A 26549-nucleotide genomic window follows, 5' to 3' on the forward strand; every position below is an offset into this window, starting at 1 on the left:
TCTTAATTCCTCGCTTAGTTGAATATTTGTTACTTTTTATAAATTCTACATCTGCTTACGTACAATGCGGTATTCGTCACCCATCTTGAAGTATGGACACTGATTGAAGTTTCCGGTGATGAACTTCACCATTTCATCTTCGTCAAGATTTATCTCACAGGTGTAGCATTCATAGTCGTCATCATAACTGTAGTTTACACAATATTCGCAGTTTACTGCATCGGACATTATTTACTCCTCTCTTTGTTTCCGGCATATTTCATTTCTATCCGGTATCTCCTTTTTGATTTTTTATGTTGCCTTTGTACCTGTGCAAAGTTTGCTGTTTCTGATATACTATGGTGTTGGGATCAAAAGATATTTCTTCCCTAAACTATTGCTTATAGCAATTCCATAAAATAACTATGAGGTTACATTTATGATATTATATCATATATCTGCAAAAAAATTAATAACACGCTGTACTTTTTCAATGCTCGCAGCATCTCTTATATTATGTCCGGCTGTTTTTTCCGGATGTTCGGCAAAAACGGAAAATGTCAAAAATACGGATGCCGGTTCCCAGGATCCCATCTCTGCCACTGCGATCAAACTGAATACTGCAGTTACGGTCACTATCTATGATTCTCAGGACAGAGAGCTGCTTACAGAATGCATGAATCTTTGTGACAAGTATGAGAAAATATTCAGCCGCACCGCAGATGACAGTGAATTATATCAGTTAAACCATCGGGAACTTACACCTGTGAAGGGGACAGAGAATACTTATCAGGTGTCGGCTTCTCTGGCGGAGCTGGTTTCTAAGGGACTTGATTATTCTGTATTATCTGAGGGTGCATTTGATATTGCTATTGAACCGCTGACTTCTCTGTGGGATTTTACTGCTGAAAATCCAAAAGTGCCCAAGGACAGTCTGATCCAGGCAGCACTGCCCAAATGTAATTATCACAATATCTCTGTTGATACAGATAAAAATGAGATTACATTAAAGACAGACGATACTGCAATCGAACTCGGTGCCATTGCCAAGGGTTATATCGCAGACCGCCTGAAGGATTATCTGGTTTCTCAGGATGTAAAAAGTGCGATCATCAATCTTGGCGGAAATGTTCTCTGTATTGGCGAAAAAACAGACAATTCTGCTTTTAAGATCGGAATCCAGAAACCATTTGCAGACCGAAGCGAAACTATTGCTGTTATGGACATCAGGGATAAGTCAGTGGTTTCCTCAGGAATTTATGAGAGATGCTTTGAACAGGATGGCACTTTGTATCATCACCTGCTCAATCCTAAAACCGGCTATCCTTATGATAACGGGCTGATTGCAGTTACCATTATTTCCGATCAGTCTGTGGATGGGGATGCGCTGAGCACGACCTGCTTTGCTCTTGGTCTGGAGGATGGCATGAAACTGGCCGAGTCTCTGGACGATGTACAGGCATTTTTCGTAACTTCTGATTATGAGATTCACTATACCAGAGATTTCCAGAAAAAAATCAAAGTTACGGAAACAGAATAAATCTGTCTCTGATGACTTAAATTGAAAAAACAGAAATATAAATCAACGATTATTAACTGGCGTTTTGACTTAATCAATAGATTTTGATTTTCAAGTCATACAATCCACACTAATTTCTTGACCTAATTTGCAATTTGTAAATTTCCAGTCAAATATTTTTGCTTGTTCGCTTGACTTAATTTGTTATTCTATAAAATCTCAGTCAACATACTGCTAATTATTTCATGACTTGTATGAAACTTTTTTTGATTTAAGTCAGTATTGCACAGATGACAAAAATCCCCTGCTTATTGCTTTTCGCAACCTCCGCAGGGGACTTATCCGATTCAGTTAAACTTATCACTCAGCCTGACAGTTCTTCTGACGATTATTCATTTTTAGTCTGCTATATACTGATTGCATTCAAACACTTGCAATCCATATAAGATTTCACTGATTCAGTCAGAATCTCACTCCACATCAAATTTCTCCAGACTTTCCAGTCTTGCTCTGTATTTGGAGTCATAGGCATCTGTAAACGAAGCCTCTTTCTTCATTTTTTCGAGAGCCGCTGCTGCTTTTTTAACTGTCTGGATAGTACCGGCACCTGCTACACAGCCGCCCGGACATGCCATTCCTTCCAGCAGATATCCATTATATTTACCAATCTTGGCCATCTGGAGCATCTTCTTACAGTTCTGCAGACCTTCTGCATTCATTACCTTTACTTCCCGATCAGGATCAATACGCTTCACCGCATGGACAACCGCTTCTGCCACACCACCGCTGACTGCGAAACCTCTTCCGTCAGCACTGGCATGAAACAGTGGTTCTCCTTCCGGAATATCTTTCCAGTCCACGCCTTTGGCATCAAACATTCCTGCTACTTCCTCGAAGGTCAGCACAAAATCCACATAGCTGCGGATACTCTTACGGCTGGCTTCCAGCTTCTTGGCTGCACAGGGACCTACGAAAACGATCTTACAATCTGGTTCCTTCTGCTTGATCAGCCTTGCAGTGAGAACCATAGGTGTCAGTGCCATGGAGATACATTTCGCCTGTTCCGGGAATAATTTCTTAGCCATCATAGACCAGGACGGACAGCAGGATGTAGCCATAAACGGAAGTTTCTCAGGAACTTCTTCCAAAAAGTCCTTTGCCTCCTCCACTGTGCACAGATCTGCACCGACGGCAACCTCTCTTACATCTGTAAAGCCAAGTGCCTGAAATGCACCCCGTATCTTATTATTCTCCATACCTGGGAACTGACCTGCAATGGCAGGCGCCACGATTGCATACACCGGTGTTTCACTTTTTAATGCCATAACAGTCTGGAAAATCTGTCCTTTGTCTACAATAGCGCTGAACGGACAACTCACCAGACACTGTCCGCAGGATACACATTTGTCCTGGTCAATCTCCGCTCTTCCGTATTCGTCAGAACCAATGGCATTCATGCCACAGGCCTTTGAACAGGGACGTTCCTGTTTGATGATTGCATTATACGGACAGGCTTCCAGACACTTTCCGCATTTGATGCAGGCATCTTCATCAATATGTGATCTGCCGCCTTCCATATGTACTGCTTTCTTTGGACAGACCTCCACACAGGGATGCTCCAGACAGCCCTGACAGCCCTCTGTGATCATTACCCTTTTCTCAGGGCAGGAATTACAGGCAAACTTGATTACATTGATAAGCGGTGGTTCATAATACTTTTCCTCAATAACGCTGGCTTCCACACCTTTAGAGATTGGCGCATGCTCTGTAACCTTTCTCAGTGACATCCCCATTGCAACGCGAAGTCTCTCACCAACTACCGCTCTTTCCAGAAAAATACTGTCACGATAAGTCGCAATTTCACCGGGTACAATCTTGTAGGGAAGCTCTTCCAGCATCTCCGGAGACTGGCCTTCATATGCCATCCTCGCAATTTCCGTAAAAATTTTGTGTCTGATTTCTGTTTTGGATGAATACAGTCCTCTCATTCTTTCCTCCTGATTTTGGATTTTGATAACTGTCCAGTCATCGGGCAATTATCATTTACATTTTTGGCTCTGCTGCAAAACAGCCACTCATTATTTCCTCCTACCAGGTTTTCAGCTTTTATATAAAAACGAATTTCCGCTCTATTTCGTTTTTTCCTCTGCAATCATATCACCAAACTCCATCGAACTCAATACAGCATCACAATTTCATAAACTGAAAAATCATCCCCAGATTCCACTCCTCTGTTCCTCCAGATGATCCAGAATATAATTATAAATATCTACAGACACACTGTCCGGATAGTGGGTTCCGTCTACGGTGGAAAATCCCTCAGATACCAGATGGGAATATACATCTATGTAGGTAACCCCACTCAGATTTGCCTGCATTGCCGCATTGAAGCTTTCAATCTCCGCATTACTGCAATAGGGATCATTCTGCACCGGACCTACAGACACAAAATAAGTCTGCGCTCCCCTGTTTCCCCATTCGGCAGCTTTGGAATTAATATAGCTGATGTAGTCATTAACATGATACAGGTCATTAACACCCATCAGAATAATAACCGCTGTATTGTCCTCAATCTGATCTTCTACCTGAGGCACTCCTGTAGATACCATCCAGTCATATCCCATAGAAGAAAGACAGGACCAAATGCTGTCATCATTTACCGCATCCCTCAATCCCTCTGTTCTGGAATCTCCGATAAATACCAGTTTATCTGCGGAGATAGTATCCGGATGATCTGGCTTGCTTAAAGTTCCCTGATCTGCCGGTTTCTGTTTATCTGTCTCAGCTTCCTGCTCTGATGTTGGAGTAGATGCAGGTATTGGTGTTGCTTCAGGTTTTTGTGTTAGTGCCGATTTAGATTTCGGTGTTGATTTGGACTTTGATGTTGACGCAGACTTTGACTTTGCTGTTGATTTCGGTTTTTCTGTCGGTGTAACTGTCAGAGTTTTCGGTGCCGGCGGACCTGCCGCTTCTGTCCCATGGACATTTGAAAACATACAGACAGCTACAATACATGCAGTTAATACAATTTGTCCGGTTCTATATTTTTTCGTAAATATCATTCCCTTCTGCAGTAATACTTACATCCCAGGCAGCATATCCGGCCATGAGAGGATTTCTCCGGAAATAATTTCCTCGTAATCTCCCTCAATATCCTGGCTTCTGCCTGCTTCGAACACGTTTGTCTCCGCTCCCCAGACACGATCTTCATATTCCCATATATGGAATCTCAGACCGCGAAACATAAAGTCGATGCTTCCGCATCCGTTTTCCTCTGTATATTCATAATGAATTTTCTTTGTTTTTAACGCTTCCTGTACTTTTTCCAAACGCATAAAATACCTCCTGATTATCTGTACAGTACCCTCTGTAATATAATACAGATAACTTTCACTGTAAAAAAATGTTCTCGTGTACACCCATCAAAAGTCAAACAGATATTCGCAATCCGCTTCGCTACACAGCTCTACATATGCTCTTAATCCTGACGCCATTATACAAAACGAATTATATCATACTCTGCTACATAATATGTAATCTGAATGCCACTTCACAATTGCCGTTACTGTTCACTCCGTTCATAGTAACTTAGCCAAAATTCATTCCAGATTGCCTGTGGCAATAGAATTTTGGCTTGTATGTCTCGGGATTTTGGCATATTCATGCCAAAACACCTCGCGGGATAGTGGTGTGTGAACAGTAACCAATTGCCCATTCTACATTCTGATCGATATTCACTCATCTTTATTTCTGTCTTTTCTTCGTTGGTATCGCCAGGATGATGATCGTAGCAATTACAAACAAAGTTCCAAGCATCATCTCTTTTTTGGTTTTGTTTACTTTCATTGTTCGTTTGCATATTTCTGTTATCTTTCCTGTCTGTATTATTATGGATTCTGAATATTTGAGAATAAGTATAATCTGCTGTAACGACACTTGTCAAGAAAACAAAATACCGCAGAGACTTTCTTTGTCTCTGCGGCGATTTATAGCCCTGTTATAATCAGATATAATTTCCATCATGTACACTCTGCACTGTAAATGCAGATTTCTTTTTCACGAAATCAATCGCATCTTTCACAGTGATTCCGTCAATCTGCCAGTTCGCATAGAAACCATCCAGAGTCTTTAATGTCTCGTCTTTTGCTGTATTTTCATCAAGAACAAGAAGTACGATCAGACCTGCTGCCTTAAGATGGCGGACAGTTTCTGCATAGTTTTCACTCGCTGCCGGATGATACAGATAGGTATGTTTTCCAAGTACAGTCAGTCCCTTTTCTACCTGCTCTGCAAAATCAAGAGTGATTCCTTCTTTACCGATCGGGAATTCCACTACTACCGGTGTCTGACCTTTCAGTCCTGCACGAACCTGCTCGTCCACTTTTCCGATCTGGGATCTATCCTGAGAAACAAAGGTTTTTCTCACAACACCGCAGGCAGAAGTCATATTTGTGACACGATCTATCAGAATCAGCTCACCCAGTGTTCTGTGCCTGTCAAATTCGTCTACAACGATCTTCTCCGAGAATTCCAGAGTACAGGAAGCAATCTCATTTTTCTTTAAGGTATATGCGCTTTTCTTTTCACCTGTATTAACATCCACAGAATAATTGATTTTTGTAACCAGGCCGGGGATCATCTTTGTACCGATTTTTACAAAGAAGTTTTTGCCATCCGTAAGAGCATTGTCATCCATCCAGAGGATATCTGCTTCCACAGAGTCTGTAAGAACTGCGCCGGAATCAATGGTAAGTACACATCCGCGGGAAACATCTACTTCTCTGTCAAGCTGGATGGTAACAGGCTGTCCCTGTACAGCTTCCTGAACTTCTTTATCGCCAACAAGAATGCTCTTTACATGAGCTTCTTCTTTACTGGGAAGAGTAGTCACAAGGTCGCCTGCCCTGATGGCACCATTCTCAATCTGTCCCTGGAATCCGCGAAACTCATGGTTTGGTCTGCAGACTCTCTGTACAGGCATATAGAAGCCCTTCTCTGTATCTTCCTTAATGTCTACGGTTTCCAGATGAGAAAGAAGCGCCTCACCTTTATACCATGGCATGTTGTCAGATTTGGTTGTAACGTTGTCACCTTCTGTGGCAGATACCGGAATAATAGTTACATTGGCAAGTTTCAGTTCTTCTATCAGTGCTGCGATCTGATTCTCAATGTCGCGGAAACGTTTTTCATCATATTCAATAAGATCCATTTTGTTTACTGCAAATACAAAGTAACGGATTCCCATCAATGCGCAGATTCTTGCATGACGTCTTGTCTGTACCAGTACTCCCTGTGAAGCATCCACCAGGATAACTGCCAGATCTGCAAAGGACGCACCCACTGCCATGTTTCTTGTATATTCTTCATGTCCGGGTGTATCTGCAACAATGAAGCTTCTGTTATCTGTTGTAAAATAACGGTATGCAACATCAATGGTGATTCCCTGTTCACGCTCTGCCATCAGACCGTCCAGAAGAAGAGAATAATCAATGGCACCGCCTCTGCTTCCTACTTTGGAATCCAGCTCCAGAGCTTTCTCCTGATCTGTATAGAGAAGCTTTGCATCATAAAGAATATGTCCGATCAGAGTGGATTTTCCATCATCCACACTTCCGCATGTAATAAATTTCAATAATCCTTTCATTCTAGAAATACCCCTCTCTCTTTCTTCTCTCCATGCTGCCTGCTGCCTCGTGGTCGATCACCCTGCTGGTACGTTCAGAAGAAACAGCACTTAACGTCTCATCAATAATCTCATCCAGAGTATCTGCTTCAGATTCAATACCTCCAGTAAGCGGATAGCATCCAAGAGTACGGAATCTGACTTTTTTGTTTTCAATCTTTTCACCCGGACGGAGTTTTAATCTGTCATCATCCACCATAATGATATTTCCTTCTCTGTAGATGACCGGTCTTTCTTTCGCAAAATATAACGGTACAATTTCGATATTTTCACGCTGAATGTACTGCCAGATATCCTTTTCTGTCCAGTTGGAAATTGGGAATACTCGCATACTCTCTCCCTTCTGGATCTTAGTGTTATAAAGCTTCCACATCTCCGGTCTCTGGTTTTTCGGATCCCATGCCTGAGCTGAATTACGGAAAGAAAAGATTCTTTCTTTTGCTCTGGACTTCTCCTCGTCACGGCGGCCGCCTCCAAATGCCGCTGTAAATCCATATTTGGTCAGAGCCTGTTTTAACGCCTGTGTTTTCATGATATCTGTATATGCAGAACCATTGTCAAATGGATTGATTCCTGCCTTTACACCCTCTTCATTGGTGTAAACCAGCATATCAATTCCGTTTTTCTTTGCGATTCTGTCGCGGAATTCGATCATCTCATGGAATTTCCATGTAGTATCAATGTGAAGGAACGGGAATGGAGGTTTCTCCGGGTAAAATGCCTTCATCGCCAGATGGAGCATAACGGAGCTGTCCTTTCCTATAGAATAGAGCATAACCGGCTTTTCACACTCGGCTGCTACTTCTCGCATAATATAAATCGCCTCTGCCTCAAGCGCATCAAGATGAGATAAGTTACTCATTGCATTATCCTCCTCTGTTTGTTTATACTCGGAATCTTTTCGTACTTGAGCAAATACACTAGAGCGTGTGTGAAAAATCATTCCCGCAATCTGCACGCCCCACTTTGCGGTATATTTTGTCCGAATTCGGTTGTCGTAGCCCGCTACGACGCCCTCATCCGAACAAAATCTCCCACAAATTGTGACGCACATCTTGCGTAAAGCATTTTTCAAACACACTCTAAAGACTCTGAGAGTACATACTTATGTTTAATATTTATTAGCGTCTTTCTTATTAACCTGAATAGTGATCTTAGTGCCATCCGGCTTCTCCACTGTCCATGTGGAAATATCCGGTTTCTCTGATACAACCATACTTGCACCTCTGCCTCCCACATCAGCGCCAAGGAAAAAGCGGATGGCATCATGCCTGCATTCCTTAATACAGGAAGTACATCCCCAGCAGTCTCTTACCTGACGGATAAAGGCTTTGTTCTCTTTATCCTTTTTGATCAGATTTCCGGGACAGGCTTCAATACATCTGCCACATCCTGCACATTTACTTTTTTGAATCCGAATGCTCATCTCTCACCTGCTCCTTTCTCTGCTGTATTCAAACCTGTATTTTCCTTTGTGATCAGGTCACGATATAAGATCTTAATCTCGCCGTTTTCTATACGGGAGTTTACATATTTCATCCACTCTTCGCTCTGCTGCGGGTAGTCTGTATTCTCTCCGAAACTATGCCATCTGGTTTCCTTTCTGGCTGCCAGATGTGCGATCACTGCCTGGCACACGATCAGTCGTTCGCGAAGTTCATAAATCTGCATCAGTTCATAAGTATCTGTTGCTGCCAGAGTGTCAACTACTGGCAACAATGCTGCGATCTTTTCATCTGCCTTTGCAAGACTCATCCCGCTGTATCTGTAGTCTGTACTGATTCCTCCTGCATACTGATCCATGATCTTCTGCATGGCTTCCTCAAGCTGCTCTGCATTCATCAAAGAACGGGAAGCATTCAAATGTAATTCGTATTCTGCTTTCTTAGCTATTGCAGTTTGAGACAGCTCCTGTTCTCCGCCACACTCCAAAGCCTCTTCCTTATTGTCCGCTGCGATCCGGTCATCATCTTTACCATTCAGATATTCCAAAATCGCCTCTGCTGCGATCTCACCTTCTGCCAGTGCGCCGGTTACATATTTCTGCGGACATCCTCCTGCTACGTCTCCGGCTGCATATAAACCTTCAATAGTTGTAGCTCTGTTATTATCTACCCAGTAACCGCTGGCTGTGTGTCCGCCCACAATATATGGCTCTGTGCCCTCGATCTCTACATTCTCTTCAGATGGTCCTTTTCCGGCTTCCATCCATTTCAGAGTCTGGGACGGTGCCATATTCAGGTAAGCTTTGTAAAGATCCTGCTCCTGTTCTTTTGAAATACCTTCTGTTCTGAGATAACATGGACCGTTTCCTTCTCTGTTCTCCATGACTGTACCGTAAACTCGCTGGGAAGTTGTCAGACCATATTTTGTTTCATAAATATCACCATGTGCATTGACCTGTCTGGCCCCAACACCCTGAGCAATAGTTCCTGTAGGAGCAATCGTGTCCTTACATCTCAATGCAATGAAACGCATCTCAAAGGTTGTCATCTCCGCACCAGAAAGAAGTCCCATTGCATATCCTGCACCTGTGTTAAACGGAGGATACCACATCTTATGTCTGGAAAATCCCGGATTATTCGGTCTGTAAAGTCCCGCTGCACCACCTGTGGCACAAAGAACTGCTTTCGCATCAATGTCATAGAAAATATCCTCATTAACGCTGAATCCAACTGCGCCTGTGACTTTTTTGTTTTCTGTTTTATAATCTGTAATATTTACATGATTGAGAACCGTAACATTCTCCTGTTCAGCTGCCGCCTTTGCAAGGATTGGCTTCATATTTTCGCCATTGATCTTGATGTTTCGGTTTCCTCTGGCAACATATTTTCCGTTTTCGTCCTTCAGGATGACCAGCCCCAGATCTTCCATCACCTTTGTCACATGATTCAGTCTCTCTGACATGGTAAGAAGAAGGTCTTCTCTTACGATTCCATGGGCATCCTTTTTGGCATAATCCACATAATCCTGCGGCACTCTGCCTTTTGTAATATATGCGTTCAATGCATTCACGCCCGCCGCCAGACATCCGCTTCGCTTAATATTCGCTTTCTCTGCGATCAGAACTTTTCTGCCGCTTTTTTTGCCGATCACATAGGCTGCAAAGCATCCTGCCGTACCGCCGCCGATGATCAGCACATCTGTCCTGATTCTCTCTGTTCTCATTCTCTCTTACCCTTTCCTCCATACCAGTGTGCCAACAAGTTGATTTCCCGATCAGTCTTGCGTCTGAATTTCTTATTTCTTCATTGTCGTCAGTCGCCGCAGCCACCGCTGTCAGATAATTACAAAGTCATCCCTTACAGCCTCATTTTCGATCAGCTGTACACTGTCACCTCTCAGTGCAAAAATCCTGTAAAGGAATACATTCACAGTCTCACCTTCCCGGATATCTGCTTTCTCCAGGCTTCTTCTGGCAGTTACTACGGAATTGTTGACTCTCACCTGAAGTTCCAGATTATCTCCCCTGAAAGAAACCCGTTCAACCACTCCCCGGGATACGGAAGTTTTGAACTTCTCCACCTCATCCAGTTTGGAGATTTTTACAAATTCCGGGCGGACAATGATCTTGTCTGCTCCTTCTGCCTGAGCAAAGGTATGGAAATCATCCGCATTTTTCAACACAGATGGCTGTCCGAAGAAGGACGCTGTAAAAGCTGTCTCAGGATTTCTATAAACCCCTATGGGAGTTCCTTTCTGTTCGATCCGTCCTGCATTAGTGATAATAATCTCATCTGCTACTTCAATGGCCTCATCCTGATCATGAGTAACGAAAATACTGGTAATTCCCAGCCTTCCGATCATCTCTTTTAACCAGCTTCGCAGTTCCTGACGGATTTTTGCATCAATGGCTGCAAAGGGCTCATCCAGAAGAAGCACCTGGGGATTTGGAGCAAGGGCTCTGGCAAATGCCACCCTTTGCCTCTGGCCGCCAGATAACTGGCTTGGATATCTTTTTTCCAGTCCTTCCAGCCCCACCAGTTTGATCAGCTCTCTGACTCTGGCATCAATTTTCTTCTTATCAGCCTTCTGAACCTTCAAACCAAATGCAACGTTGTCATAAACTGTCATATAGCGAAACAACGCATAATTCTGAAATACAAATCCAATCCCACGCTGACTGGCCAGAACATCATTTACCACTTTTCCATCAATAATGACCTCTCCGCTGTCCGGGGTTTCCAGACCTGCGATCATTCGAAGAATAGTTGTTTTTCCGCTTCCGCTTGGTCCCAACAGACCAATCAGTTTACCTTTCTCAATTCCGAAATTTACATTCCTTGATGCCTGGTAAGAACCATATGTCTTATTGATATTTTTTAACTCTACATACATATCAGGCTTCCTTCTTTCCTTTATATTCAATCAGGCTTCTGACTACCAGAATGATAACTGCCATGATCACAAGCAGCGAAGATACGGCAAACGCCGGAACATACTGAAACTCATTAAACAAAATCTCTACATGAAGAGGAAGTGTATTGGTCTTTCCTCTTAAATGTCCGGAAAGTACAGATACCGCTCCAAACTCTCCCATTGCTCTTGCCGTACAGAGCACAACTCCGTACAGTAATGCCCATTTGATATGAGGGAATGTGATTTTCCAGAAAATGGTCCATCCACCTGCTCCCATCAGGGCTGCCGCTTCCTCCTCATCGCTTCCTTCTGCTTCCAGAACCGGAATCAGTTCTCTGTAAATAAAAGGAAAGGTTACAAATACAGTTGCAATAATGATTCCCGGTACAGAGAATACAACTTTCATCCCTAACTTCATGAGAAAAAAGTAAACAGGACTCTGTCGTCCGAAAATCAGAAGAAAAATCAGACCTGCAATTACAGGGGAAATAGTAACCGGAAGGTCGATCAGGGTAGTGAGAAGCTTTTTACCCCTGAACTGAAACTTCGTCAGTGCCCAGGCTGCAAAAACACCAAAAACAGTGTTAAAAACAACTGCAAAGAGTGTTGCCTTCACTGTAAGAAGAAGTGCTTTGATAGTGTACTCATCTGTCACTGCAGCTGCATAGACCTTCCATCCGCTCCGCAATGCTTCTGTGATCACAGTTATCAGAGGAAGAAGGAGCATGACTGCCAGAAACAGAACACTGATCACGACAAGCAGCCATTTTGTAATTTTCTCCGAAGTCTTTTCATTGTTGTCCATCAGGCATTTCCTCCTCTTAAAATTCTTGCATTTCTCTGCTGTATCATACTGTTAAGGAACAGAATAAAAAATGAAACTGCCAACATCACAAGTGCGATTGCCGTTGCACTTGAATAATCAAATTCCTGAAGCTCTGACATAATAACCAGCGGTGTGATTTCTGTATAATAGGGTTTATTTCCTGCGATAAATACAACACTTCCATATTCACCCAGACATCTTCCGAACGCAAGTCCGGTCCCTGCAAAGATCGCGGGCTTCAGTTCCGGAAAAATGACCTTCCAGAAGATAGTTGTTTTCTTTGCTCCCAGCACTCCTGCTGCCTCGCTGTAAGAATTATCCATCTTTTCCAGAACCGGCTGTACACTTCGCACAACGAACGGTATTCCTACAAATATCATAGCCACTGTAATACCTATTCTTGTGTATGCGATCTTGATACCGAATCCTGCAAAAAAGCTGCCGACAATTCCCGAATCTGAGGTCAGGGATGTCAGTGCAATACCTGCTACCGCTGTGGGAAGAGCAAAGGGAAGTTCGATCATCCCATCCATAAGTCTCTTGCCCGGAAAATCATATTTCACAAGCACCCACGCAAGAATAGTTCCCATAATTCCATTTATTACTGCTGCTGCAAAAGCACATACAAAACTGGTATAAAAGGATGCCAGCACTCTGGCTCTTGTGATGGTTTCGATAAAATCTTTAAAACTCAGCTCCGCTGTGTAGACCACCAGGCTTGCCAGGGGGATCAGAACTACCAGACTCAATATGGAAATGGTAACTCCCATGGAGAGCCCAAACCCTGGAATCACCGGTTTATTTCTTTTTTTCATAATCAATTACCACCTCTCCTGTCTCATATATTCTGTCTGTGCTTATGCTCTTGCTTCATCTTGTCTTCCTTTATCTCTCATAAATCTGATCGAAAATTCCGCCATCTGTGAAATGTTTCTCCTGCACTTCATCCCATCCGCCATAATCATTGATATTTGCCAGGTTTATATTCAGATCAAACGTATCACCGTGCTTCTTCAGGATTTTCTCATTGGTGGGGCGGAAATAATTCTCTGCTGCGATCTCCTGTGCTTCGTCGGAATACAGATAATTTAAATACTCAGTTGCCACATCTCTTGTATCTCTGTAATCCACCACTTCATCTACCACTGCCACAGAAGGCTGTGCCAAAATACTTACGCTTGGAGTAACAATCTCATACTCATCCGGATAATCCCGCATGGATAGATAAGCTTCATTTTCCCACGCAACCAGCACATCTCCTTGTCCGTTCTCCACGAAAGAGGTCGTTGCGCCTCTTGCGCCTGAATCAAGAACCACCACATTCCGGTAAAGTTTCTTAATAAATTCCTTCATCTGCGCTTCATCGCCACCATACTTTTTATCTGCGTAAGCCCACGCTGCCATGTAGTTCCATCTGGCACCGCCGGAGGTTTTCGGATTTGGTGTTACTACTCCCACTCCTTTTTTTGTCAGATCGTCCCAGTCTTTGATATCCCTGGGATTTCCTTTCTTCACCAGAAATACGATAGTGGATGTATAAGGAGAACTGTCATTGTCAAATTTATCTTTCCATCCTGCCTTGATCAGCCCTGCGTTTTCAATAGACTCAATATCATATTCCAGTGCCAGGGTTACCACATCTGCATCCAGACCATTGGCTACCTCAAGCGCCTGTTTCCCTGAACCGCCATGGGACTGTATCACTTCCACATCATCCCCGGTCTTCTCCTTCCAGTGGTCTTCAAATATTTTATTATACTGTTCAAACATCTCTCTGGTAGGATCATAGGAAACATTGGTGACAGACACCGTTTTTCCAAAAGCCTGTACCGGCATCAGTGCCAGTACAACTGCAAGACCAAAGGCAAATAATTTTCTGATCATGTTTCATCTCCTTTAAGGTACCAGTAGTTTTTTGCATTCTCTACTTTTCATAGTTATTCGATATGTTTTATATGATATTACAAGAAATGACAGAATTTGTCAATAGTGTATTAAAATAAGTACAATTTATGTTGTGTAGATAAGAACACAAAAAAAGCAGCATCCTGAAATACAGAATGCTGCAGTCAAAATTACATATTTTTTATTTGGCAGAAGCTGCTGCCTTTTCTTTCTCCGGGAAAAGCTTTCCGAAAATAAATCTTACGAATGGTCCGGCATAAAAGATCTGCCAGAAGAATGCCATCGGAAAGTTCATTGCTGTTGTCTGGAGCCATGTGGGAATGATCTGACTTGCCGGTGCATGTTTGATCAGCACAGTTGCCGCAAAGCTCATACATGGACACATAAATGCAACGGATACTGCTGAGATTGCAAGTACAAGGTGGAACGGATTATCTCTTCTCATATCCACAATACCAAATGCAATCTTCTTTGCAAGACCACCGATGATAAAGAAATCAAGAATAAATGCAATCGGTCCCATAAATGTTAATTCATGAAAAGCTAACAGAAATGTCTCATTTGTCATTGTCCCTGTGTTCAGTACAATGTTGTAGCAGATCATGGCATAAACCATTACAAACACCATGATAATTGTAAAAATAACTTCCTGAAACTTGTTTTTAGGCATAAAAAATCCTCCTTAGATAGTATGAATAACATCAATTAGAGATTTGTGTTGTTCATAACCATCCAGGAGGATGTACCGTTTCCAATAATACCAAATATCTGTTTCTTAAATTTACCGTTGATTATTATATGGATTCCGGATGCAAAAGTCAAGATTTTTTTTATAAATATGGTACCCCCGGGGTCTCCGGATAGCTGCCCATTGCGATCAGAAGTTCCAGACCGATCTGTCTTGCATTCAGTACCGCTGTTTTCGCAGCACTGGCATCACCGGCAACTGCCAGAATCACTTCATTGGAATGACTGGTTCCCTTATCAGGTGTCATATATTTTGCAATAGAAAGAGAGGCAGACTTCATCGCTGTATCTGCCATTACCAGTCCGATTGCAGCAGGAGAGCCAGCCATAAATCCGAATGCTTCTCCCATTGGTACTCCGAAAGCCTTATTCAGTACCTGTCCTGCACTGGCTGAATAGGCAAACTCCAGATGACCGCTTTCACTGATATATACCTCTCCTGCATTTTTATTGGTAAGCTCCAGTGCCATGGATATGGCATGGCGAACATCCGAGACATCAGTTCCCCCAAGAACAATATAGTTTCCATGACCACCCCATCCCTTGGTATCCCTCGGCAATTCTATGGAAAGAACCTCTGTGTTGGTTGCTTTCACCGCATCATCGATAGCAGTGATCTGCCCTGCAGCACCTGTACGGGAGCTGAACAGTCCCAGACAGCGATACTTCATTCCTACGTTCATAGTCTCCAGCAAAGTATCATCAATCCCTGAAATCACAAGCCCAATCGTATCCAGAACTGCGGTCCCTACAAATTCACTGCGCGTACAGTGTGTACTGATATTTTTTATATCTATCATTTATTACGCCCTCCTGTATATATTACCCCATAATACCAGATTTTATATGTTTAGCTTATCATGCCCTGACAGGATAGGCAACAGAAATATACTATGGTGATCAATGTGACGAGAACACAAAAACGACAAAAATCCCCAACTCCCGCAGACCAATTCTGCGGGAGCCGGGGATTTTATGTAGGTATGAACATAATACACGAATACGCCAGTTATATAATCGATGTTATACAATTAATTACTTCACGATCATACCAGTCTTCCTGTCACTAAAGATCGCTACCTCGATCAGGAAGATGATACCAAGGATCAGCTGCTGTAACTGTGTAGGCATCATCAGCATTACCAGACCACTGGAAAGTACTTTGTATGTCATAACACCAAGAATGATGTTATAGAATCTTACTTTAGCACCGCCGTTTACAGGCATTCCTCCAAGTACCAGGGCGATCATGATCTGTGTTTCCAGCTGGTTACCTGCTGTAGATGTAACGGAACCTACTTTGATAGCATTGACAAATGCTGCAAGTCCTGTGATACATCCTGCTGCCACGAATACAAGGATCTTTGTAGTCTCTACACGGATACCTGCGAATCTTGCTGCTGTTTCACCTGCACCGATTGCTTTCAGTCTGGATCCCAGACCTGTGTAAGTAAATACAAGATATGCCACTACGAAGATGATCACTGTGAAAGTAAGCATAAATGGCAGTGTGTTGTATTTGGAAATATCACTTACTGCGTAAACAGGTGAGTTAGTTGTTGCATATGCACAAACTCCACGGAACAGATACATGGTACAGATTGTAACAATGAAGCTTGTGATTTTTCTCTTAACATTGAAGTAACCATTGATCAGTCCGATCAGTCCGCCTGTTACCACACCACCCAGCGCTGCCAGAACCATGTTGTAATGGGAAAGGTAGCAGACTACGATGGAAGCAACACCAAGCATGGAGCCCTGGGAGAAATCCAGACCACCCATTGTCATGACCATGAACACGCCGATGGATGAGATCAGCAGCATGTATGACTGGCTCAGAAGCAGTGATATATTTTTCGGCTGAAACAGTCTGCCGTCTGTGAGGATTGCAAATAATACACAGATGATCACGAATCCTGCGATAGGAAGGATCGTACGCACAATGGGACGTTCCAGAAATGGTACTTGCTCAGTTGATTTTTTTGTTGTACTCATTTTTTTACCCCCTTAAATCATATTGTCAATCAGATCTGTGTCTTTCAGATCCGGAGAACGAAGGAATTCACCATTGATCTTACCGTCCTTCATGATCAGGATACGGTCTGCCATACCCAGAAGCTCCATGATTTCCTCAGAGATCATAATAATGGATTTTCCTCTTTTTCTCATATCGTTCATCATGGCGTAGATATCAGCTTTAACTTTGACATCAATACCACGTGTGGGGGAGTCAAGGATGATCAGGTCGGAGTCCTTACCAACCCAGCGTGCAAGAACGACTTTCTGTTTGTTACCGCCGGAAAGAGCGGATACAAACTGGTCAACGCCTGTCATTTTTGTACTCATCTGTTTTGCAAATTTATTGGCAAATTCATTCATTGTCTTTGCGCGAAGGAATCCATGAGTCTTCAGATCCTCCAGGGATGGAAGACAAATGTTATCGCCAATTGTATCATTAATGACCAGAGACTCATTGTCACGGTCCTTGGAAGCATATGCAATACTGTGTTTGATGGCATCCGGAATGGAATTGATCGGTGTGCCGTCTCCCAGAGTTACACTTCCCTGGCGGAAATAGGAAGCTCCGAAGAGTGCCTTTCCAACCTCATGCATACCGCATTCGGAAAGTCCTCCGATACCAAGGATCTCACCTTTGTGAAGATCAAGGTTCAGGTTCTCGATCTGTCCTTTTACTGTCACGTTCTTTGCAGAAAGAACAACTTCATCAGATACCTTCTCACCGTAGTCTGTACGATAGTAGCTGTCACCGATCTCACGGCCTACCATTAAGGCTTTCAGTCTGTCAGGTGTAGCTTCTTCCTTTGTGATGGAACCAATCTTCACACCATCTCGAAGTACGCTGATGTTGTCAGACTGTTCGATAACCTCCTCAAGGTCATGAGAAATAAAGATTACGCAGTTTCCTGTGTCACGAACTCTGTGCATTACCTTGAAAAGCTCTTCACGGCCTTTCTGTCCAAGTGCTGTTGTTGTCTCGTCTACAACCAGAACCTTCGGATTAAAATAGGTGGATTTTACAATCTCTACCAGCTTACGATCCTCGAAGTTGTAATCATCGATTACTTTAGTTGCATCAATATAGTTGAATCCATAGCTGTCCAGATATTCCTGGGCTTTCTTGTTCATTGCTGCGGTATTTTTGATACCACATTTAGTAAACTGATCCTCGTTTCCAAGGAAAATATTCTCTGCTACAGTCAGTCCGGAAAGTGTTCCGATCTCCTGTACGATAATGGCTACACCCTGATGGTTGGCTTCAACCTGGTTTGTTGCGGTGATCTCTTTTCCTTCAAGGATAAACTTACCGGAATCTTTCTGGTAAATACCTGTCAGGCAGGATGTTAATGTAGATTTACCGGAACCATTTTCACCGATCAGTGCGTGGATCTCACCTTTATTAAAGGTAAAGGAAACGTTGTCCAGGGCGTGTGTGATGCCAAAATGTTTATCAATATTTTCTGCTCTTAATAATATTTCACCCATAATCGTTCTCCTTATTTTACTACAAGACCTTTAACCGGTTTGGTTGTCAGTGCAACGATTGCCAGCAGTGCAACACCTGTTACCACGTTCTGGATAGTAGTCGGAGCACCAAGTGCAACGAAACCGTTGAACATAAGCTGGATGATCATCTCACCGATCACAATAGCGATAACCGGATGGCCGTATTTCTTAAATGCCAGTCCAAAGAATGTTCCCATCAGAGGAGTAAAGTTACGGCTCATAGAGGAAAGGTTGGAAGCTGATGTCATGGAAGTACCAAAACTGATTGTCAGGATTGCCTGAAGTCCGAAGAAGAAACCTGCAAGAGTAAAGGCTACAATTTTGTATTTGGAAACATTTACACCCATGTTCTTTGCAACAACTTCATTACTTCCGATTGCGTATGTATAAGTACCAATCTTTGTGTATTTCAGAATGAATGCACAGAGCAGATATGCGATCAGTGCCAGGATCAGGTTGACCGGATAATCACCGAATGCTCTGTAATCTGTAGACAGGATTACGTTCTTTCCGTTTGTGGCATATACACTGAATGCCTCGTATATCAGTGACAGGGCACATGTAACGATCAGGGAAGAAATATGTAATTTAATATAAACCACACCATTGATGAGACCAATGATCGTACCACAGATCAGCGGTGCAATGATAAGACCGGCATAACCGAATTTCTCACTTGCATTGCAGGCGATAATGGATGAAAGTACGATATTGGCACCAACGCTCATATCGAAAGGTCCCATTACGCAGATAAAGTAGAGGCCACATCCGCCAACTGCGTAAATTAATGCTGATTTCATGTAAGTGGCCAGTTTCTCCGGGGAACCGAAAGTAGTCGGTGCAAGTACTTTAAATACTGCCCAGAAAACTACAAGCATAAGAACCAGAAGGCCGATTCCATAATACTGGCTTTGTTTGAGTTTTTTCATAACCATTCTCCTTATCCAATTCATCGCCCGCCAAAAGCAGGAGGTCACACGCTTCATCAAGGTTTGGCCTTTTGCTTCGAGCGGGCACTGACAATTACCTCTTAAAAGTTTCTCCACTGCCCTTTGGAGAAAAGGCAGTGGAGCACAAGTTCATCATATTAGTTGCTGTGACGGGAAATAACATCATCAATAGAAAGTGATGTAGCTGCTTTGTTCAGATCATCAAAGCTGTATCCTGCTAATTCCACAAGCTCTTCATCTGTGTATGGATCGTCATCTACAAAGTATTTCTTGTAGTTTTCATAGTCTTCGGAAGAAGATACATACAGGTATGGGAACTGGATTTCGTATCCGAAGGATCCTTCATCTTTTACATAGTTGCCTTTGATTGCGTTATATGTGATAAGGAATGCATATAACGGGTCGCAGAAGTGTCCGCCTGATTCAGCAAACATTCCGCCTGATTCAAGCTGCTCGCCAAGGTCATCAAGGAAGTCTGTGGAAACAACGTCGATCTTTCCTGTAAGTCCTTCGTTTGCCAGAGCACCGATGGAACCAACAAGCGGGTCACCGCCACCACCTGCAACGATCAGAGCGTCCATATCAGGGTTGGAATTGTAAAGGGAAAGAGCTGCTGCTGCACCTTCTTCAGAAGATGTGTTAGCATATACAGGCTCTGTGATTGTTGCCTGATCATCAGGATTAGCTTCGTTCCATTCGTCAACTGCCTGTTTGTAACCTGTCCATCTCTGCTGGAATGTAGCATCACCAACTGTCCATGCCTCAAGGCCGATGTTTCTGTCACCGTTCTCAAGAAGCAGATTAACCAGTGTATATCCGTTTGTTACTTCGTCTTCATGAACTGCACCAAGATAATACTGTGAGTTGCATGCTGTCTGATATACTTCAGGGCTGTTCTCTTCGGAGATGATACGGTAGAACTGTGTAAGGTAAACCTGATTTGCATCACATGTCTGGATGGCAGATGTCATTTCGGAGTCTGCAGAGTTACAGATTACGATACCGTTACATCCTGCTGCGCAAAGCTGTTCAACAGAAGCTGTAACCTGCTCAGATACGTGGCCCTGGTCAACATACATTACATTAACACCAAGAGCATCTGCTGCTTTGTCAATGATTTTTTTACTCTGGCTTCCAAGTACGTCTGTGGAGCTCCAGATTGATACGCCGATTGTGATGTCGTCATCGGCTGCCTGTGCTGTAACTGCACCTGCCGGTAAAGAACCAACCATTGCTGCTGTTGCTGCGATAGCGACTGCTTTTCTCATTCTTTTTTTCATGTTGTAAAACCCTCCTTGAAAAATCTTAGTTTCTTATTTTTTTGAACGGAAGTTTTTCCGGGCTTTCCGTTCCTCTGTGATTATATTAAACCATACTTTGCCTTTGGTCAGTTAGGACATATTTGGAAAATTTTGTTGCACATTTTTGACCAGTTTATATATAAAACTTGGACAAAATATGAACAAGTCAAGCAAAATGCCAGTAACTTGTATGTTTTCTCTATTGATTATAGCAATTCCATAAAATAATGCAATCAAGACAGTTTAGCAGAGTGCGAAGGACAAGGAAGATACCTGCAGGCGTGCTGACGCACGGCAAAGATATCTTCCCAAAAAGTCCTCTGTATCCATTCGATTCGATAAGAACCGCCATACAGAGGACTTTTGCTTTCGTTACTGTCCACTCAATTCTACCTGAGTTTCTTCCATATTATAATTGTGCAAACTTATTCCGATACTCCCTCGGGCTGCATCCCACCTTCTTTCGGAACACTCTGCTGAAGTAGTTATAATCATCATATCCCACCAGAAACGAAATCGTCTCCAACTTCTTGTCCTGATCTTTCATAAGCTCTGCCGCTTTCTCCATCCGGATTCTGGTAAGAAATGCAATGATCGTCTCACCGTATTTCTGACTGAAAGTCCTGGAGAGATAGCTTGCATCCATATGATACTGTTCTGCCAGAGCAGTGAGTGTAATATTCTCATGATAGGAACGCTCAATATATTTATGGATCTGCTCCACCTGCTGCATAATAGAACCTGCATCAGAGCTTTTATCCTCTCCGCTCTCCCATAAGCTGTCCAGCAGGATTTTCAGGGATACAAGCAGAGAGTGTGCATTGAGACATTTCATATAATAATCAATGTTATCCATGGCTTCCTCTGCCTGTGCGGTAAGCTCCGGGCATTTCTCCTGAACATAACGGTAAAGGATTCCTGTAATCCTGCCTGCATACTGTTTCACATCCAGGTAAGTCCAGTTTCCATCATCACACTGTCTGAAATTACAGGTCTTAAAGATCAGCTTCTCTGCCTCTGCCTTCTGTCCCGTTGTCAACAGATGGTACAACTCCGTCTCCATATGTGCAGGTGCTGATTTCCCAACCATCTGCGTTTCGCTGTTTCTCTGTTGCTCTCCGGTTTTCTCTTCCGGACAGGAAAGGATACTGTGTTCCCTGTTAAACGGACGGGTAATCAGTGTTGAGATCAGTTCTCTGTAAACTGTACCAATATCATCCAGTGAACTTGTCTGCTCATGGAGCACAACAGAAACAGGGCCGTATTCTTCCAGCGGAAACTCCTTCAGAATATTTTCCGCCAGTGCTCTGAATTCCTTTGCATCAGCAGTCTTTACAATAAGAAATTCACTCATCTTATTGCTGTTGTTAAAAATAATCGCATTCTCCTCCAGACCGGTCAATTCTCTCAATCTGGACTTGATATTCCAGGACATCTGCAGATTATCATGTTCAAACTGCTCCGCAATCTCTGTAATATTGTAAAATTTAACCATCAGTGTGGCTACTTCCGAAAATGTATTCGTGCTGGATACATGAGTCTGGGATGCTGACTGCCCGTACAGTTTTCCGGAAAGCAGTGCCGAGTATTCACTGTCTTCCAGAAATGATGACAGCTTATGTTTCTGAAGCTTGCTGGTCTCATCCTGCTTTTTTGTATTCTCCCGCTCTTCCAGAAGTCCCAGTGCCTTGGTAAGCACCTTTACCATCTCTTCTTTTCCCACAGGCTTCAGAAGATAATCCAGACCGCCGGAAACAAATACACCCTTTACCTTATCAAAGTCATCATAGCCACTGATGGCAATGGTAATGATTTCAGGGTATTCATTCTGCAAACGCTGCAGTAATTCCAGACCGCTCAGAAATGGCATATTAATATCTGTGAGAATAATATCCGGTTTTTCTTCGGCAATCCTCTCTATAACCTCTTCCCCGTCACATGCAGGCTCCAGAAATTCCAGGGAATACTCCTCCCATGGTATCAGGTTCCGGATATTTTCCCTGCTCCAGAATTCATCATCTGCAGCAAGAACCTTATATTTCATATTTTTCATTGTCTCTCTCCTTGCTCATTTTTGAACATTTTCGTAACTATTCAGTAGTCTACTATCCCGCGAGGTGTTTTGGCACGTAAGTACCAAAATCCCGAGACATACAAGCCAAAATGCCATCACCGCAGGTGATTTTTAATGCATTTTGGCTCGTAACTGTGAAGGTACTGAACAGTTACACATTTTCCATATCACCGGAATTCTCCGTAGAAACAGCCGGGACTGTGATCGTCACAGTTGTCCCCTCGCCCGCTGTACTTTCAATATGCAGTCCGTATTTCTCTCCAAAAAGCCTCTTCAGACGCGCATTAACATTCAGGATTCCAATGGAGATGCCGGATTCCACACGTTTCATATCATTCTGATCCAGCAGACGGTTCATAGATTCCGCATCCATTCCCGCACCATTATCCTGAACTGTGATCACCAGATTCTCATTCACATGTTCTGAACGGATCAGAAGCTTTTTGTCCTTACGGCGGACGTTTCTGAGACCATGTGTAAGTGCATTCTCCACAACCGGCTGGATGCAGATACGCGGCATCTGATCTGCCAGTGTATCGCTGTCAATCTGATAATCGTAAGCTATCGTTGAGCCATTTCTCACATCCATAACATAGAGATAATTTCTCACATGCGCCATTTCATTCTGCACAGTGGAAAGCTCATCTGTCATATTCAGACTGTAGCGGAAAATTGCAGACAGTGAATGACACATACCGCTTACCATCGGACAGTTCTGAGCATTGGCAATCCCGCTCATGGTATCCAGTGTATTATAGAGGAAATGGGGATTGATCTGCGCCTGCAGCATTTTGTATTCCGTCCGCTCTACCAACATTTTATGCTGCAGTTCTTCCTGCGCCATGACCTGCATACGGTCAAGCATTTCATTAAATTCCGTACCCAGCGTAGTCAGCTCCTGGGACCATCCTACGGGCTGCACCCGAAGCTGGGTTTCTCCGTCCTTGATCCGCGTGATAGTGCTGCTCATCTCTTCTACAGGCTTTGTCATCCACTGAGACACAAACAATACGATCACCATAATTGCAAGGATCATGGCTCCCATTATAATAAGAAGTGTTCGGATCAGTGTCTTCTGCGTTGCAGTGAGAAGAGACTGTGAGACAAGCACAAATGCCTCCAGATTATAATTCTCCTGAGACACCTGGATCAGATAATTCCCATCATACTCCTGTTCCAGTTCACCGGATTTATAATGACTTTGTACAACCTTTGCAAGCTGTTTCTGGATTCTGCACTGACTCTCTGAAGCCTCCCCGGTCATTGCGATCACCCGGTCATTTAATGGCTGCAGCCACAGACATACCTGCTCTACATCTACATATTTAGCCATAATAGAAGTAAGTGCCGCACTGTTAATATCACAGACCAGATACCCCAGGGCATTCCTGTCTGCATCATAATTATGCAGTTTCAGCACAAATCGCACAATATCTTTCTTTGCGGCAGAATTGTGATATCCGGAAATCATCAGATCTGTACGTTTTCCATGCACATAATCATAAACCCGTTCTGAATTATCATCATACTCTGCCTTGTAAATATCTTTGGGATATGTAACTGAATTGTAGCGGTAGCTGCTGATCAGATGATCCTTTGTATCATAAAGATACATGGCAAGAAGCTGATCCTCCTTTGTAAAACGCTTCCTTGCAAAATACCAGCTTCTCCAGTAATAATCCTTCATGTCTGTATCTTTTTCCGCAGCTTCACGCATAGCTGCGATAAGATCCTGCTCACTGTAGATTGCAAGCATTTCCCCTCGTATTGTGTGGATAAAATTAGACAGATCTGTCTGCATTTTATTCAGAGAAATCTCATGATCTGAAATGCTCTCTGCCCGAATCTGTCTGCGCAGAGACTGATGAAACAGAAATGTCTGCAGAAGAAGTGCGAACACTACACTTGCAATGCACAGAACAAGCAGTGCCCTCCGCATTGTCCACCTTTTTTTCATTATTCCTTCCCCCTCATGTCAAGCGGATAAAAATCATCCGCTTTGTTATGCGGCTCTACATCGAATAACTGCTCCGCAGTTTATTCGGTTAGATACCTGATAATTCTGTAGCAATTCCTGTAAATTTCACATTCTGATAAACAGATACAAAATGCATTATCTACAAAAAATCACCATATATCCTTATCATAATTATACATTATCACAATTATAATACAGGAATTTTGCATTGAAAAGCAAAACAGGAAACTTCCATCAAAAAAACAGCAGTAAAGTGTATGTCAATCCAATCCACCTTACTGCTGCCTGTTTTTCCTGATAACATTTAACTCAATATTTGTCAAACAGATATTCACAATCCGCTTCGCTGGCTGCTCATAATTTTATGTTCAGTAACACCTTTTACGGCATATTTACTTTTCAATATGTACTGCACCTACTGCGCGGATATTCATTGGATATACGTTCTCTTTTCCGGCAAATTCAGAAATATAGGAAACATAGTTCTCTGTTTCTTCTTCCGGCACTACGCACATGATAACACCGGCAAATCCGCCTCCATGGATACGGCAGATACCTTTGCCCAGTTTCTCAAGGAAGAGATCTGTAAGAGCAAGCGCAACAGAAATCTTCTGCTCTGTATATGCTTTGATCGGATAGCAGTTCTGAAGTAATTCCCAGGAAGATTCTCCTGATTCACTGAGTAGCTTCAGTACAGTCTCACCATCTTTCTCTTCAACTGCTTTTGCAGCTCTCTCTACACGTTCGTTCTCTTTGAAGAAATGAATCGCTCTTAAGATTGCTCTGTCATTATCGATCTTATCCATATTTGCAAGCACTTTGTCAAGAGTTGTCTCACAGAGAAGCTCTGCTCCTGCTGCCTTGGCTGCTTCTTTCATTTCCATAGGAATCTCAGAGTATTCTTCACTTAAATCAGCATGACCTTTTCCTGTATTAACGATTACAAGATGATGATCATAATCATGGAAAGAGAAGTTTACTTTCTCATATTTTGGATTCTCTCTGTCTGAGAAGTCCAGAAGGATCGGTCCGCCAACTGCACATGCAAGCTGATCCATTAATCCGGAAGCCTTCAGCCAGTAAACATTCTCAGCATACTGTCCTGCTTTTGCATAGTTGATGTATGTCATTGCACCATCATTAAAGAAATAATTAATGATGGAACATACCAGCATTTCGAAAGATGCAGAAGAGCTTACACCTGCTGCGCGGATTACATTTGTGGTCACATAAGCATCAAAACCGGCTACTTTAAAACCGAATTTCTGAATAGCTTCCACCATACCTGCTACCAGAGATACAGTTCCCTGAGCCTTCGGTACGCTGGCAAGATCATTGATGTCTACGACAACTTCCTTATCATATCCTTCACTTGTGATACGGATAACACTGCTGTTGTTCGGGTAAGCTGCACCGATGGTATCCATGTCAATACTGCCTGCGATTACGCGACCGCCATTATGATCTGTATGGTTTCCGATGATCTCTGTTCTTCCCGGTGCTGTAAAAAATTCTGCTATATCATGATGGTAAATTTCTGCGAAATGATCAGCTACAGCCTGAAAACGTGCTGCTGATTTCTCTGCTTCGCCGTAAATACGTGTCAATTCATTTTTATTTGGAATATTCATTGTAAAAATCCTCCGTTCATTTTTCCGGTCTGACCGCTGATACATAGTTTTATGAGTACTATGTACTGACAA

General features: G+C 42.9%; 22 protein-coding genes and 2 pseudogenes. 2 read left to right on the plus strand and 22 right to left on the minus strand.

Annotated features, from left to right (window positions below; all coding sequences use genetic code 11):
- Positions 1–45 precede the first annotated feature (45 nt).
- Positions 46–228 (minus strand): DUF6472 family protein, encoded by a 183-nt coding sequence (locus ACESZG_RS13170; RefSeq protein WP_008705180.1) that lies wholly within the window; start codon positions 226–228, stop codon positions 46–48.
- Between the two features lie 190 nt (positions 229–418).
- On the opposite strand from ACESZG_RS13170, the gene ACESZG_RS13175 reads away from it, so the two are divergent.
- A complete protein-coding gene (locus tag ACESZG_RS13175; protein ID WP_195303065.1) occupies positions 419–1519 on the plus strand; it encodes an FAD:protein FMN transferase in 1101 nt (366 codons plus the stop codon).
- Positions 1520–1968: 449 nt separating this feature from the next.
- Here the strand turns inward: ACESZG_RS13175 and ACESZG_RS13180 are convergent, their stop codons facing one another.
- The 5 genes from ACESZG_RS13180 to cysD all read right to left on the minus strand — a co-directional run bounded on the left by ACESZG_RS13180 (position 1969) and on the right by cysD (position 8043).
- Positions 1969–3486, minus strand: a complete 1518-nt coding sequence (locus ACESZG_RS13180; protein WP_118521378.1) for a 4Fe-4S dicluster domain-containing protein — start codon at positions 3484–3486, stop codon at positions 1969–1971.
- 222 nt (positions 3487–3708) lie between these two features.
- Positions 3709–4560: a hypothetical protein gene (locus tag ACESZG_RS13185; RefSeq protein ID WP_173704569.1), complete on the minus strand. Its 852-nt coding sequence runs from the start codon at positions 4558–4560 to the stop codon at positions 3709–3711.
- An 18-nt stretch (positions 4561–4578) separates the two neighbouring features.
- The gene (locus ACESZG_RS13190; protein ID WP_008705184.1) at positions 4579–4833 is read right to left on the minus strand and encodes a hypothetical protein; all 255 of its coding nucleotides are present in this window, start codon (positions 4831–4833) and stop codon (positions 4579–4581) included.
- 668 nt (positions 4834–5501) lie between these two features.
- Entirely contained in the window at positions 5502–7142 is a 1641-nt protein-coding gene (locus ACESZG_RS13195) for a sulfate adenylyltransferase subunit 1 (protein ID WP_070102691.1), read from the minus strand.
- Position 7143: 1 nt separating this feature from the next.
- Positions 7144–8043, minus strand: a complete 900-nt coding sequence (gene cysD, locus ACESZG_RS13200; RefSeq protein ID WP_243100327.1) for a sulfate adenylyltransferase subunit CysD — start codon at positions 8041–8043, stop codon at positions 7144–7146.
- 69 nt (positions 8044–8112) lie between these two features.
- Here cysD and ACESZG_RS13205 point away from each other — a divergent pair.
- Positions 8113–8181: pseudogene (locus tag ACESZG_RS13205) on the plus strand (DUF6783 domain-containing protein); the annotation flags it as partial.
- Here the strand turns inward: ACESZG_RS13205 and ACESZG_RS13210 are convergent.
- From ACESZG_RS13210 to ACESZG_RS13285, 16 genes and pseudogenes are all read right to left on the minus strand, one after another.
- A pseudogene (locus ACESZG_RS13210) lies at positions 8149–8235 on the minus strand (DUF6783 domain-containing protein); the annotation flags it as partial. The pseudogenes ACESZG_RS13205 and ACESZG_RS13210 sit on opposite strands and share 33 nt — an antisense overlap.
- Before the next feature lie 57 nt (positions 8236–8292).
- Positions 8293–8607, minus strand: coding sequence for a ferredoxin family protein (locus ACESZG_RS13215; protein WP_008705189.1), 315 nt, complete (start codon positions 8605–8607; stop codon positions 8293–8295).
- Entirely contained in the window at positions 8604–10349 is a 1746-nt protein-coding gene (locus ACESZG_RS13220; protein WP_373218504.1) for an adenylyl-sulfate reductase subunit alpha, read from the minus strand. The genes ACESZG_RS13215 and ACESZG_RS13220 overlap by 4 nt, the downstream gene beginning before the upstream one ends.
- Before the next feature lie 111 nt (positions 10350–10460).
- Positions 10461–11519, minus strand: a complete 1059-nt coding sequence (locus ACESZG_RS13225) for a sulfate/molybdate ABC transporter ATP-binding protein (protein WP_373218506.1) — start codon at positions 11517–11519, stop codon at positions 10461–10463.
- Between the two features lies 1 nt (position 11520).
- The gene (gene cysW, locus ACESZG_RS13230) at positions 11521–12345 is read right to left on the minus strand and encodes a sulfate ABC transporter permease subunit CysW (protein ID WP_347045125.1); all 825 of its coding nucleotides are present in this window, start codon (positions 12343–12345) and stop codon (positions 11521–11523) included.
- The gene (gene cysT, locus ACESZG_RS13235) at positions 12345–13181 is read right to left on the minus strand and encodes a sulfate ABC transporter permease subunit CysT (protein WP_373218508.1); all 837 of its coding nucleotides are present in this window, start codon (positions 13179–13181) and stop codon (positions 12345–12347) included. Before cysT ends, cysW begins: the two co-directional genes overlap by 1 nt.
- A gap of 70 nt (positions 13182–13251) precedes the next feature.
- Positions 13252–14250, minus strand: coding sequence for a sulfate ABC transporter substrate-binding protein (locus ACESZG_RS13240; RefSeq protein ID WP_373218510.1), 999 nt, complete (start codon positions 14248–14250; stop codon positions 13252–13254).
- 202 nt (positions 14251–14452) lie between these two features.
- A complete protein-coding gene (locus ACESZG_RS13245) occupies positions 14453–14941 on the minus strand; it encodes a DUF2798 domain-containing protein (protein ID WP_373218512.1) in 489 nt (162 codons plus the stop codon).
- 160 nt (positions 14942–15101) lie between these two features.
- Positions 15102–15818, minus strand: a complete 717-nt coding sequence (gene pduB / locus ACESZG_RS13250; protein WP_055200939.1) for a microcompartment protein PduB — start codon at positions 15816–15818, stop codon at positions 15102–15104.
- A 235-nt stretch (positions 15819–16053) separates the two neighbouring features.
- Positions 16054–17013 carry an ABC transporter permease gene (locus ACESZG_RS13255; protein ID WP_055058631.1) on the minus strand — a complete coding sequence of 320 codons (960 nt, stop codon included), beginning with the start codon at positions 17011–17013 and terminating at the stop codon, positions 16054–16056.
- A gap of 12 nt (positions 17014–17025) precedes the next feature.
- Positions 17026–18522 (minus strand): sugar ABC transporter ATP-binding protein, encoded by a 1497-nt coding sequence (locus tag ACESZG_RS13260; protein WP_161233715.1) that lies wholly within the window; start codon positions 18520–18522, stop codon positions 17026–17028.
- 11 nt (positions 18523–18533) lie between these two features.
- Positions 18534–19472 (minus strand): ABC transporter permease, encoded by a 939-nt coding sequence (locus ACESZG_RS13265; protein ID WP_008705209.1) that lies wholly within the window; start codon positions 19470–19472, stop codon positions 18534–18536.
- A 158-nt stretch (positions 19473–19630) separates the two neighbouring features.
- Complete coding sequence (locus ACESZG_RS13270) at positions 19631–20773, minus strand: substrate-binding domain-containing protein (protein ID WP_055059726.1); 1143 nt, start codon at positions 20771–20773, stop codon at positions 19631–19633.
- 430 nt (positions 20774–21203) lie between these two features.
- Positions 21204–22847, minus strand: a complete 1644-nt coding sequence (locus tag ACESZG_RS13275; RefSeq protein WP_368253014.1) for an AraC family transcriptional regulator — start codon at positions 22845–22847, stop codon at positions 21204–21206.
- Between the two features lie 172 nt (positions 22848–23019).
- A complete protein-coding gene (locus tag ACESZG_RS13280; RefSeq protein ID WP_373218516.1) occupies positions 23020–24825 on the minus strand; it encodes a sensor histidine kinase in 1806 nt (601 codons plus the stop codon).
- 413 nt (positions 24826–25238) lie between these two features.
- Complete coding sequence (locus ACESZG_RS13285; RefSeq protein ID WP_173698150.1) at positions 25239–26477, minus strand: galactokinase family protein; 1239 nt, start codon at positions 26475–26477, stop codon at positions 25239–25241.
- Positions 26478–26549 lie beyond the last annotated feature (72 nt).

The sequence above is a fragment of the Blautia sp. Marseille-P2398 genome, assembly GCF_964240315.1.
GTDB lineage: Bacteria > Bacillota > Clostridia > Lachnospirales > Lachnospiraceae > Blautia_A > Blautia_A wexlerae.